The organism is Aeromicrobium changchenzhani, assembly GCF_057586615.1.
In genome coordinates this window covers 275,860-288,437 of sequence record NZ_CM172480.1, presented here as the reverse complement: position 1 = coordinate 288,437, position 12,578 = coordinate 275,860, and the positions used below count along the sequence as shown (strand labels likewise).

Here is a 12,578-nt window from a genome sequence, read left to right as displayed (position 1 = left end):
CGCTAACTCACCGCCGAGACGAGCGGGACACCCGGACGGTAAGCGAGGTGTACGTAGGACGGTGCGTCGAGCACGACGTAATGGGCTTTTGCGCCAACTGACAGCCGGCCGATGTCACCACGCTGGAGCGATGCCGCACCGCCCATCGTGGCCGACCAGAGCGCCTCGCGCGGACTCATACCCATGTCTCGAACCGCGACAGCAATACAAAACGGCATTGAGGACGTGTAGGAACTGCCCGGATTGCAGTCGGTCGCCAGTGCCACCGTCACGCCGGCATCAAGAAGGCGCCGCGCATCAGGGTATGGCTGGCGGGTCGAGAACTCGACCCCCGGCAGCAGCCCTGCCACGACGCCCGCGTCGGCCAACGCGCTGATGTCGGCGTCGGTCAAATAGGTGCAATGATCGGCAGCGGCAGCGCCCACCTCTGCCGCGACCTGAGCACCTGGGCCAAACCCGAGTTGGTTCGCGTGGATCCGTGGGATCAGTCCGACCGCTTGGCCGGCTGACAACACCGTCCGCGCTTCATCGGCACCGAATGCGCCGTCCTCGCAGAACACGTCGACCCAGCGGGCATACGGCGCACATGCCTCGAGCATTGGACCAGTCACCAAATCGACGTAGGCGGCAACCTCGGTTCCGTCGGGCACCACGTGGGCGCCCAAAAATGTGGTTTCTGGCGTGAATTCCTTCGCGATCGCCAGCGATCGCGCTTCATCGCGCACGGTCAGACCGTAGCCGCTCTTGATCTCGACTGTTGTCGTACCCTGTGCTCGCATTTCGGCGAGATGCCGCGCGACATTGGCAGCCAATTGCTCATCGGTCGCAGCTCGGGTCGCAGCGACAGTCGTACGAATGCCGCCGGCGGCGTATGGCTCCCCCGTCATACGGGCCTCAAATTCAGCAGATCGTTCACCCGCGAAAACCAGGTGACTGTGTGAATCAACGAAGCCGGGTATGACCGCAGCTCCCCCAACGTCCTGAACCGCATCGGCCGGCGGGGCGCTCCGTCGCGGTCCAACCCAAACGATCCCGCCACGCTCGACGACGAACGCAGCGTCGTGAAGAATCGCTTCTTCGCCCCAGGTGACGAGCTCACCGATATTGGTGACGAGCAGGCTCATGCCCGACTCCAACATGCATCGATGGCCCGGCGCAAGTCTGCAGCGACAGCAGCCGCGTCGATATCAGCCACAACGTCGGCCGCGGTCGCCGCCCACAGCGGTTCGATGACGCCGGCCATACGAACCGAATCGGTTGAGATTTGGATCTGATCCCCGGCCGCGAATCCCAGCGACTGATAGCCCGTGAACGTGGCCGCCGCACTCAGTTCGCGCGCGTTCCAGGCGCCGCGGACGCCACTGGCGAGGCGCTGATTCATCTCAACCGCGCGGGCTTCATCAAACATGTCGATCACGGTATTGCTATCCGAACCTAGTGTCAGTCGTGCACCGGCAGCGCGCAGCGCGACGCTCGGACCGATCCCGTCTGCAAGTTCGCGCTCTGTGGTCGGACAGAAACATACGTAGGCATTCGCGGCACCGATCATTTCGATATCGCTGCTGTTCAGGTGGGTTGCGTGGACGGCAGTGGTGCGATTTGTCCAGACCCCGGCAGCGGCCAGTAGGTCGGTCGGCGTCTGGCCGGTCGCTGCCAGACATTCGTCGTTTTCGGCGGGCTGCTCGGATAGGTGTACGTGCAGCGGTGCGGCTGGCAATGCGGCCGTGACCGTCGCCAATTGCTCGGCTGGCACCGCCCGTACCGAGTGAATCGCGGCCCCGATCACAACATCATCAGCCGTCGCATAATGCGCCGCGAGATCCCCGACGCGCAACGCCCAGGCTTCGGCGCTGCCATCGCTGAAGCGTTGCTGGACCCCTTCCGGAGCACGCCCAAAGCCGGCCGCGAGATAGCACGTGTCGAGCAGACAGATCCGGATACCGGCGTCACGAGCCGCGGCAATCATCGCTTCGCCCATCGCATTCGGATCGTCGTATGGCATACCGTTCGGCCCGTGGTGGAGGTAGTGGAACTCGCCGACCACGCCGATCCCGGCCAGCCGCATCTCAGCGTAAGTCGCCCGGGCAAGATCGAACATCAGATCCGGGTCGAGCGTGGCCGCCAACGCATACATCTGATCGCGCCACTGCCAAAAAGTGTGTGGCGAAAACGAATCGGCACCGGTGATGCGTCCGCGCAGCGCTCGATGGAAGGCGTGGCTGTGGCAGTTGGCGAAGGCCGGCAGCGTGATCATTGCAGCGACTCGATCACGCGCACCAAGGCATCGACTCCGGCCCGGCAGTCGGCGTCCTCGGCGAACTCTTCGGGCGAGTGTGAGATCCCGGTCGGATTGCGGACGAACAACATCGCGGTGGGCAGGTGTTTGGACAGCACTCCCGCGTCGTGACCAGCACCGGTCGGCAACACAGGGGCGTCAAGCAGCGTGGCGAGCGAGTCGCGCAGCGGCACATCGAAGTCGACCGCGGGACTGCGGGATTCGGTCACCATCTCGAGGCTCGTGCGTTCGGAGGCTTCGTTGGCGGCAGCCACCAGCCCATCAACGATCGACTCCAAGGTCGTGTCATCGGCGGCACGCGCATCGAGCCACGCTGTGACGCGCGACGGTATGGCGTTGGTTCCACCCGGTTCGACCACAAGCTTGCCGAAGGTGGCACGCGCATCCGACTCGGTCGCCAACCGCTGCGCGGCGAGGACCGTAGCGGCATAGGCGATCATCGGATCACGCCGATCGGCCATCGCGGTCGTGCCGGCGTGATTGGCTTCGCCGCAAAAGTCGAAACGGAATCGGCCATGTGGCCAGATCGCGCTTGCGACACCAACCGCAGCACCGGAATCGATGAGTGATTTGCCCTGTTCGACGTGAAGTTCGACGAAGGTGCCGATGCTTGCCAGCAGGTCGGGGTCGGCCCCGACTGCCCGCGGATCGCGGCCGCGCGCCGTCAACGCCTCGGCCATCGTGATGCCATCGTGGTCCTTGAGGCTGAGCGCTCGTTCCGGGTCGAGCGCACCGGTTAACAGTTGCGAGCCGGCGCAGGCAATGCCGAAACGGGCACCCTCCTCATCGGCGAAGTTGCCGATGACGAGCGGCCGGTTGAGTTCGCCCACCCGGTCAAGTGCGGCGAAGGCCGACACGACGCCGAGCGGGCCGTCATACGCACCGCCATCGGGGACCGAATCGAGGTGTGAGCCGATCAGCAGAGCATTTTGGCCCTCGCCACGCCACACGCTGTTCTGTCGGTCGCCTGGCTGACGCCAGGCGAACTGATTGCCGTTGCCATCTTCGTGGACATCGAGCCCACGGGCCTCGGCCTGGGCGACGAACCATTCGCGCATTTCCATGTCGGCGCCAGTCCACGCATACCGCCGATAACCGCCGGTATGCGCATCCCGTCCGATCGATGCAATGTCGGAAAGCATCACACCATCCCCAAGATTTGGCCGATCTTGCGCCAAAATAGTCTAAACAACGGTGCATTTCCCGCCAAATCTTGGCGACTAGGCACCGCTTTCACCCTTCCAACATCGGGACACGGAGGCCCCGCTCACGCGCAACCTCCTCCGCCCGCTCGTAGCCCGCATCGACATGGCGCATCACGCCGGTGCCTGGGTCATTGGTCAGAACTCGCTCGATTTTCTGCGCAGCGAGATCGGTGCCATCGGCAACCGTGACTTGGCCGGCATGGATGGAGCGGCCGATCCCGACACCGCCGCCGTGGTGGATCGACACCCAGGTCGCGCCCGAGGCGGTGTTAAGCAACGCGTTGAGCAGCGGCCAGTCGGCGATTGCATCGGATCCATCTTTCATCGCCTCGGTCTCGCGGTATGGCGAGGCAACCGAACCCGAGTCGAGGTGGTCACGCCCTATGACAATGGGCGCGCTGATCTCACCGGAGCGAACCATCGCGTTGAACTTGAGGCCGGCGAGATGCCGTTCCTTGTAGCCGAGCCAACAGATACGCGCTGGCAGTCCTTCAAAGCGGACCTTCTCCTGTGCTTTCGTGATCCACCGCGCGAGGTGCTCGTCCGCGGGGAATAGTTCAAGAATCGCTCGGTCAGTCGCAGCTATGTCGGCCGGATCGCCCGACAACGCAGCCCAGCGGAATGGTCCCTTGCCCTCACAGAACAGCGGCCGTATGTAGGCGGGCACGAACCCCGGAAACTCGAAGGCCCGGTCGAAGCCCCCGAGACGAGCCTCTTCACGAATCGAATTCCCGTAGTCGAACACTTCGGCGCCACGATCCATGAAATCGACCATGGCCTTGACGTGCTTGGCCATCGAGGCGCGGGCTTTATCGGTGAAGCCTTCGGGATCGGCGGCAGCGTCCGTATGCCAATCCGCGACGCTGATGCCTTCGGGCAGATAGCTGAGCGGGTCGTGCGCGCTGGTCTGGTCAGTGACGATATCGATCGCCACCCCGCGGTCGAACAGCTCGGTGAACACAGTTGCGGCATTGCCCACAACGCCGACCGATCGTGGCTCGCGGGCGGCCTTTGCCTCGAGCGAGCGATCGATAGCGGTGTCCAGATCGGCCCAATACTCGTCGAGATAGCCATTTTTGACCCGCCGCTCGAGACGATCCTCATCAACATCGACGATCAACACAACGCCATCGTTCATCGTCACGGCGAGTGGTTGCGCTCCACCCATACCGCCACAACCCGCCGTCAGCGTCAAAGTGCCGGCGAGGGTTCCGTCGCTGTGCTCATGCCTGCCTTCGGCAGCGAGTTTCCGGGCCACCGCGCCGAAGGTCTCATACGTTCCCTGCAAGATGCCCTGCGTACCGATGTAGATCCACGAACCAGCAGTCATCTGGCCATACATCATCAGCCCTTCAGCCTCCAGCTTGCGGAACTCCGGCCAGGTCGCCCAATCGCCGACGAGATTGGAGTTGGCGATCAGCACGCGCGGCGCCCATTCATGCGTGCGGAAAACGCCGACCGGTTTGCCTGACTGGACCAGCAGCGTCTCGTCATCGGCGAGGGTCAGAAGCGTGCGCACGATCGCGTCATAACAATCCCAGTTTCGGGCCGCCTTGCCCGTGCCGCCATAAACAACGAGATCCTCCGGACGCTCGGCAACCTCAGGATCGAGATTGTTCATCAGCATCCGCATCGGCGCTTCGCTCTGCCACGAACGAGCGGTGATCGTGGTGCCGCGAGCCGCGCGGACGGTGGGGTGAGTGTCTGTCATGGCTGATCTCCTTGGACGCGGGCGGTGAAGGCGCCGCCGAGTACGAGTTGGGTTGCTTTTTCGATTTCGGGGGCCAAATGGCGATCGGGGCCGGGACCCTCAACGTGTTCGCGGAGCTTCCGAATGGCATCGCCAGTTATCTTCGACGGCTGCAGCGGCGCCCGCAGATCAATGCCGCGGGCGGCGGTCAGAATCTCGATCGCAAGGACCCGTCCGAGCCCATCGACGGACTTGCGCAGTTTGCGTGCCGCCGACCACCCCATCGAGACGTGGTCCTCCTGCATCGCGCTGGACGGGATCGAGTCGACGCTGGCCGGCGCGGCGAGCCGTTTGAGTTCGGAAACGATTGCGGCCTGTGTGTATTGCGCGATCATGTGGCCGGAATCAACGCCCGGATCATCGGCCAGGAACGGCGGCAGGCCCTGGCTGCGTGTGACATCGAGGAAACGGTCCGTACGTCGTTCACTCATGCTCGCCACATCGGCCACAGGAATCGCGAGGAAGTCCAAAACATAAGCAACCGGCGCACCGTGGAAGTTGCCATTGGACTCGACTCGACCGTCGTCGAGCACGGTTGGGTTGTCGATTGCTGCGGCGAGCTCGCGGCCGGCAACTGTCGCGGCGTAGTCGATCGTGTCGCGCGCTGCGCCATGAACCGGCGGGGAGCATCGCAGCGAGTAAGCATCTTGCACCCGGCCGTCGCCCTCACGGTGACTCGCGACGATCGGCGAGCACGCAAGAATTTCGCGCATATGCGCGGCGCTCGCGGCCTGTCCCGGATGCGGCCGAAGCGCTTGCAAATCAGCGGCCAAAACCCGGTCGGTGCCCATCAACCCTTCGATACTCATCGCGGCGGCAAGGTCGGCGGTGTCAAGCAAGTTGCGCAGATCGTGAAGCGCCATAACCAGCATTCCGAGCATCCCGTCGGTGCCGTTGATCAGAGCAAGGCCTTCCTTCTCGGCAAGCTCGATCGGCGTAATGCCATGGGCAGCAAGCGCTTCCGCACCGGTGGTCAGTCGTTCGCCACCAGCCTCATCAAGCACCGTGGCCCGTCCCTCGCCCATCAGCACCAACGCGCAATGCGCGAGCGGCGCGAGATCGCCCGAACAACCAAGACTGCCGTATTCATGGACAACCGGAGTGATCCCCGCATTGAGCATCGCTGCGTATGTCTGCGCAGTCTCGATACGTACACCGGTATGACCGGTGCACAACGTCGACAGTCGCAGCAGCATCAGGGCACGAACGACCTCCCGCTCAACATGGGGTCCGGCGCCCGCGGCGTGTGAGCGGATCAGGCTGCGCTGCAACTGGGTACGAAGTTCGGGGGCGATGTGGCGTTGTGCCAGGGCACCGAAGCCGGTCGAGACTCCATAGACCGGCACATCCGACGAAGCGAGGCGCTCGATGTGCGCCCGTGCACGGCCGATTGCAGCGATCGCGTCGGCACCGATCTCGACGGCGGCATCGTGGCGGGCAACGGCAACAACATCATCGGCAGATAGCGGGCCGACTCCAACAAGGACCATGACTCTATTGGACTCGCTCACGGTGGCCTCGCACCAGATCGATTCCCGATATAGTGTCTCGGATGCGAGACAGGGAGCGCCAATGACCAGACCGGTGCCGGCCGCCACAGCCACTTTGCAGATCCTGAAGTTCCTGTCCGGGCAACCCGCTCCCGTGTCGGCGGCCCATATCTCGCACGCACTGACCTTGCCTCGATCCTCGGCCTATCATCTGCTCGCCGCGATGGCCGCCGAGGATTTCGTCATCCACTATCCGGACGACCGGACCTGGGGGATTGGCGTCGCGGCCTGGGAGGTCGGTTACGGCTTTGCTCAACAGGAACCATTGGCTCGGCTGGCCCGCATACCGCTGGCCCAACTCGTTGATGCCATTGGCCAATCGGCGCACTTGGTCATGCTGTCCGATGCCGATGTTCTCTACATCATCGAGGAACGCGCTCCCGGCCGGCCGCCGCTCGTCACCGATGTCGGCGTACGCCTGCCCGCGCACCTGACCGCGTCGGGCCGCGCGATTCTGGCTACGCTTCCGGCCGCTCAGATCCGTGCGCTCTATCCCAATAAAGCGGCATTTGGCAGCCGTACCGGTAAGGGTCCGCAGTCACCGACCGAATTGCGGCGGATGTTGAGCGCCACCCGGCGGCGCGGCTATGCCACCGAGGATGGAGAGGTGACCCCCGGTTTCGCCTCGGTCGCAGCGCCGATCATGTCGACCGCGATTCGGGCGAGTGTCGCTGTCACGTGGGATGTGGAGCGCTCTGAGCCGGGCGAGCGGCTCGTGGACTCGACCAAGGCCACCGCCACCGAGATCTCCCGCCGCCTCGGCGCCCGCTAACCGCCCGCCGAGTGGCGGGGTGGGGGAATGCCAAAGGTCCGACCGGGAGGGAGCCACGGATCGGACCTTTTTCTGCTTGAGCAGGGGCAACCCGGCAGGAGGGAGTTTAGCCGGGTTCATAGGGATTAACGAGACGGAATCGGTGAGGTTACGGACCGCTTCAGATCAATTTTGATTCCCCTCCGTCGAGTGGCGCAAATCTGCCAGCGAATGGCGCAAATTCGGTCAAAAATGATCCAAAGAACCCCGAATCTGCGCCACTCGGCGGGGAAGGGCTGCGGGGTGAAGGGGAAGTACGAAGGCGGGACTGGTTTACGCTCACGGAGTGGACAGTGTTCGAACCGCCCTCGCCGTGATCGGGGTCCTCGCGGTCGTGATCGTCGTACCCCTGTGGTGGCTCGCCCGGCGGCGTGATCTCGGCAGCCAGGCCGACCGAACGACGTTCCGAATCTTGCACGCCGCCAACAGTGCGGCGCCACCCCTGCGCGACGGACTTAATCCGGCATCGGCTGCAAAAGCGCTCGGATCGCTCCATTCGTTGCTGTCGGCACCCGGACTCGTGCTCAGCAACCGACACGGGATCCTCGGCTGGGAGGGACGCGGCGAGCACCACCGCGAGGACGCATTGCGGGCCACCGCGGCTGTCGTGGCCGACGGCGCAACCCGTGTCGATCGGGTCGACTGCCCCATCGTCGACTGCGGAATGCGCTACGTCATCACAGCGCCGCTCACGATCGACGGTGAGGTGATCGGAACGCTCCAAGCACTGGTCCCGACGGCCGGTGCCAGCATCATCCGCGTCACGAATGAGGTGTCCGGCTGGGTCACCGGCCAGTTGGAACTGTCGGCAATGGATCAAGCGCGCTCGCGTCTGGCCGAGGCCGAACTGAAAGCTCTCCGCGCACAAATCTCACCGCACTTTATCTACAACTCCCTGTCGACGATCGCCTCCTTCGTACGAACTGACCCCAAGCAGGCGCGCGAACTGCTCATCGAATTCGCCGATTTCACCCGCTATTCCTTCCGGCGACACGGCGAATATGCGACCCTCGCCGAGGAACTCCGCTCGATCGAGCAATATCTGGCCCTCGAGCGAGCGCGGTTCGGCGACAAACTCCATGTGACGCTCCGCGTCGCTCCCGAGGCATTGCCGGTCAGCGTGCCCTACCTGTCGCTGCAACCACTTGTCGAGAATGCCGTCCAGCATGGTCTCGAGCCCAAGACCACACAGGGCCACCTCACAATCCTTGCCGAAGATGCCGGACCGGCGATCATCATCACGATCGAGGATGACGGCGTCGGCGAAGCACCAGACAAGGTCCAACGCGCCCTCAACGGCGACCCCAGCGCCGACTCCATCGGCCTAGGCAATGTCGACGAGCGCCTACGGAGCACTTTCGGTGATGAATACGGCCTGGTCGTCGAGACCGAGGCCGGTGCCGGCACCAAGGTCACAATGCGCGTACCCAAATTTGCTCCACGCGCACATCCGTCCGAAGCCGCGGGCTAACGTATCGTGACATCCATGCCGAATCCGGGTCTTCACGTACTTGTCGCCGATGACGAGGCGCCTGCCCGCAACGAACTAGGCTTCCTCCTCCGCGAGGACGAGCGGATCGCCTCGGTGATCGAGGTGGCATCTGGGGTCGAGGCCCTGCAGGCTTTGGAGGAGAAGCCCACCGACGCTGTATTTCTCGATATTGCCATGCCCGGCTTCTCCGGACTTGAGCTCGCCCGGGTGTTGTCGCGCTTCGAACAACCGCCAGCGATCGTGTTCGTGACCGCCCACTACCAGCACGCCGTCGAGGCGTTCGAGATCAATGTCGTCGATTACCTGCTCAAGCCGGTCCGATCCGAACGGGCCCGTGAGTCCGTTCGACGCATCCTTGCCAAGGACGATCTGCCCGTGACGACGGACGACGAAACGATAGCCGTCGAACTTGGCGGGGTCACCCGGTTCATCCAGCGCAGCGACGTCCGTTATGTCGAATCTCAGGGCGACTATGTACGTCTCCACACTGTGGAGGGCGGTCACCTGCTGCGGATTGCGCTGTCGACGCTCGCGGAACAATGGCGTGATGCTGGCTTCATCCGGATCCACCGCCGATTCCTCGTCGGCTCGCACAACATCAGCGAGGTTCGCCAGGAAGGTGGTCGCTGCACCGTCATCGTCGGGGGCGTCGAACTGGATGTAAGCCGGCGCCATACGCGAGACCTCAAAGACCTATTGATCCGCAATGCGAAGCCTGGGGTCGTGCCGTGAACGATGAGCCTCCCCAGCGCGCACGCCTCCAACGCCAAGACAGCGCCCGGAGCACCCAGCTCGACATGGCCGAGGAGATCGACGCACAGACCGCGCTCGGCGAAGCGCTCGTCGATTCGCTCGTGCGTGCCCAGTTGCGCCTAGCGATCGTCATCGTTCTGATGGTCGCGGCCACCCTGGGTTCGCTGCCGCTCGTATTCCGCTTGGTACCGGCGGTGTCTGCTGCGCATATCGCCGGCATTCCGTTGCCGTGGCTCCTGCTGGGATTTCTGGCCTATCCCCTATTGCTCGCGCTCGGCTGGTACTACGTAATACACGCCGAGCGGAATGAAGCGGCCTTCATCGATCTGCTGGATCAGCGGTGAACACCGCAGCGGGTTTGACCGCGGTCGTCGCCGTGTCGCTTGCGACCCTGGCGATTGGCTCGTTGGGGCTTCGCATCTCCCGCACCACGAGCGACTTCTACGTCGCTTCCCGTTCGGTACGACCGATCGTCAACGCGTCGGCGATCAGTGGCGAATACCTCTCCGCCGCATCCTTCCTTGGTGTCGCCGGCCTCGTCCTTGCCCATGGCGTCGACGCCCTATGGTTCCCGGTCGGGTGGACCGCCGGCTACCTGATACTTCTCGTGTTCGTGGCCGCCCCACTGCGCCGATCGGGCGCCTACACACTGGCCGACTTCGCCCAATTTCGGCTCGAGTCCCGGCCCGCGCGCCTGGTCGCAAGCTTCCTCGTTGTTTTAATCGGCGTGCTCTATCTGTTGCCGCAGTTCCAAGGGGCCGGCCTCACCCTGCGCACTATCATCGGCGCACCGACGTGGGTCGGCGGTGCTGCCGTCGCGGTCATCGTTTGCATCATCGTGTTGTCCGGTGGAATGCGATCGATCACGCTCGTCCAAGCGTTTCAGTATTGGCTCAAGTTCACGATGCTCCTCCTGCCCGTGTTCATCCTCCTCGGCCACTGGCACGGTGACGGGTCCCCGCGCGTATCCACGGTGCATCTGACTGACTGGGTCGACCCACTTTCTGGCCCGCACGCGATGTACCTGACCTATTCACTGATCCTCGCGACGTTCCTCGGCACGATGGGATTGCCGCATGTCGTCGTTCGCTTCTACACGAACACCGACGGCCGCGCGGCGCGTCGAACGACGCTCGGCGTGCTTGGCCTGCTCGGTATCTTCTATCTGCTTCCCACGGTGTATGGCGTCCTCGGGCGGATCTACACATATGACCTCGTACGCACCGGCCACACCGACTCGGTTGTGCTCGACCTGCCGGCAGCGTTGCTACACGGAGCTGCCGCCGATCTCGGTGTCGCAATGCTCGGGGCAGGGGCCTTCGCAGCGTTCCTGTCGACATCGTCAGGGCTCGTCGTGTCAATCGCCGGCGTCATCAGCCAAGACCTGCTCGGCGGGCGAATCGAGGGCGTCCGAGCGTTCCGCCTTGCCACGGGCCTAGCTGTCCTGGTGACGCTCGTCCTCGCGATTGCGACGAGTGGGCTACCCGTCGCCCGTGCGGTCGAACTCGCCTTCGCTGTCGCCGCGTCGACGTTCTTCCCGCTGCTACTACTCGGCATCTGGTGGCGCGGACTGACCGCCACCGGCGCGATTGCTGGCATGGTCGTCGGGGGTGTCCTATCAGCCGGCGCGGTCATCGCGACGCTAGTTGGATTCACCGCCACCAACTGGGCCGGCGCCCTCATCGCGCAGCCCGCGGCGTGGACCGTACCGCTTGCCCTAACCACGATGATCGGAGTCTCACTGGCGACGGCACGGCAGCGCCCGCCCAATGTCATTCGTGCGATGGTCCGTCTGCATACGCCCGAATATCTCGACGTCGATCGAGGCACCTACGATCCCGAGGCGATCCACCGGCGCCGACCGTTCGGCGCGTGACGACAGCCGTTCGTCGCATCTTCACACGCCTTCCGCCGATAATGTGACGCCGTTCACATACGGCACCGGTTTTGCCCTTCCCGACAGCGAATCTCCGGCGCCAGACTGAAGACGAAAGCGCCGCCTTGGCGCCCAGACCACCACTAGGAGATCTTATGTCTGTCGTCGACCGGCCCATACCCGGCTCCCATATCGCTGATCCCGGACCGCTCGGTCTTGCCGGCTTCGGTCTCACCACCTTCGTCCTCAGCCTCGTAAACTCGAATATTCTGCACGCACCGGTTGAACCGGTCGTCTTCGGTCTCGCGCTCGCCTACGGCGGTATCGCCCAGTTCGCCGCCGGGTTGTGGGAATTTGCCAAGGGCAACACCTTCGGCGCAACCGCGTTCTGCTCCTACGGCGCCTTCTGGGTGTCGTTCTGGTACCTGACCGGTCACACCGATCTCTCCGGTGCGGGCAAACAACTGCACCAGGGCATCGGCGCATTTCTTCTGGCCTGGGCAATCTTCACCGCCATCATGACGGTCGCCGCCACGCGCACGAACACCGTAATTTTATCCGTATTCGTGCTTCTGACAATCACCTTCTTCTTCCTCGCGTTCGGCGAGTTCTGGGAGCAGGAAACGCTGACCCACATCGGTGGCTACTTCGGTCTCGCAACCGCCGCGGCTGCTTGGTACGGCGTCCTCGCCGGGGTCACAAATGCGACCTTCGGCGAAACGAAAATTCCGGTCGGTCCACGTAACTGATCCACGAGTCGAAGCAAGCCATTCGCGGGGGGATGCGCTTGCTTCGGCCCGCGCAGGTGGAGCGACTCCCCTGCAACCCCGTGCCGCTCAAGATGT

At 63.8% G+C, this 12,578-nt stretch carries 11 protein-coding genes; 6 read left to right on the top strand and 5 right to left on the bottom strand.

The annotated features are described in order from the left end of the window. Positions 1-2: 2 nt before the first annotated feature. The 5 genes from hutI to hutH all read right to left on the bottom strand — a co-directional run bounded on the left by hutI (position 3) and on the right by hutH (position 6,741). A complete protein-coding gene (hutI, locus tag AC2YB9_RS01550; RefSeq protein WP_487267001.1) occupies positions 3-1,124 on the bottom strand; it encodes an imidazolonepropionase in 1,122 nt (373 codons plus the stop codon). Then, on the bottom strand, positions 1,121-2,254 hold the full coding sequence (locus AC2YB9_RS01545; RefSeq protein ID WP_487267000.1) for a formimidoylglutamate deiminase: 1,134 nt from the start codon (positions 2,252-2,254) through the stop codon (positions 1,121-1,123). The genes hutI and AC2YB9_RS01545 overlap by 4 nt, the downstream gene beginning before the upstream one ends. Then, entirely contained in the window at positions 2,251-3,438 is a 1,188-nt protein-coding gene (locus tag AC2YB9_RS01540; RefSeq protein WP_487266999.1) for an allantoate amidohydrolase, read from the bottom strand. Before AC2YB9_RS01540 ends, AC2YB9_RS01545 begins: the two co-directional genes overlap by 4 nt. Before the next feature lie 91 nt (positions 3,439-3,529). Next, on the bottom strand, positions 3,530-5,212 hold the full coding sequence (hutU, locus tag AC2YB9_RS01535; protein ID WP_487266998.1) for a urocanate hydratase: 1,683 nt from the start codon (positions 5,210-5,212) through the stop codon (positions 3,530-3,532). After that, positions 5,209-6,741 (bottom strand): histidine ammonia-lyase, encoded by a 1,533-nt coding sequence (gene hutH, locus AC2YB9_RS01530; protein WP_487266997.1) that lies wholly within the window; start codon positions 6,739-6,741, stop codon positions 5,209-5,211. Before hutH ends, hutU begins: the two co-directional genes overlap by 4 nt. A gap of 82 nt (positions 6,742-6,823) precedes the next feature. Here hutH and AC2YB9_RS01525 point away from each other — a divergent pair, with 82 nt between their 5' ends. From AC2YB9_RS01525 to AC2YB9_RS01500, 6 genes are all read left to right on the top strand, one after another. Beyond that, positions 6,824-7,573: an IclR family transcriptional regulator gene (locus tag AC2YB9_RS01525; RefSeq protein ID WP_487266996.1), complete on the top strand. Its 750-nt coding sequence runs from the start codon at positions 6,824-6,826 to the stop codon at positions 7,571-7,573. Positions 7,574-7,898: 325 nt separating this feature from the next. Continuing rightward, a complete protein-coding gene (locus AC2YB9_RS01520; RefSeq protein ID WP_487266995.1) occupies positions 7,899-9,083 on the top strand; it encodes a sensor histidine kinase in 1,185 nt (394 codons plus the stop codon). Positions 9,084-9,098: 15 nt separating this feature from the next. Continuing rightward, entirely contained in the window at positions 9,099-9,836 is a 738-nt protein-coding gene (locus AC2YB9_RS01515; protein ID WP_487266994.1) for a LytR/AlgR family response regulator transcription factor, read from the top strand. Continuing rightward, a complete protein-coding gene (locus AC2YB9_RS01510; protein ID WP_487266993.1) occupies positions 9,833-10,201 on the top strand; it encodes a hypothetical protein in 369 nt (122 codons plus the stop codon). Before AC2YB9_RS01515 ends, AC2YB9_RS01510 begins: the two co-directional genes overlap by 4 nt. Next, positions 10,198-11,733 carry a sodium/solute symporter gene (locus AC2YB9_RS01505; protein WP_487266992.1) on the top strand — a complete coding sequence of 512 codons (1,536 nt, stop codon included), beginning with the start codon at positions 10,198-10,200 and terminating at the stop codon, positions 11,731-11,733. The genes AC2YB9_RS01510 and AC2YB9_RS01505 overlap by 4 nt, the downstream gene beginning before the upstream one ends. 155 nt (positions 11,734-11,888) lie before the next feature. Beyond that, positions 11,889-12,482, top strand: a complete 594-nt coding sequence (locus AC2YB9_RS01500; RefSeq protein ID WP_487266991.1) for an acetate uptake transporter — start codon at positions 11,889-11,891, stop codon at positions 12,480-12,482. Positions 12,483-12,578 lie beyond the last annotated feature (96 nt).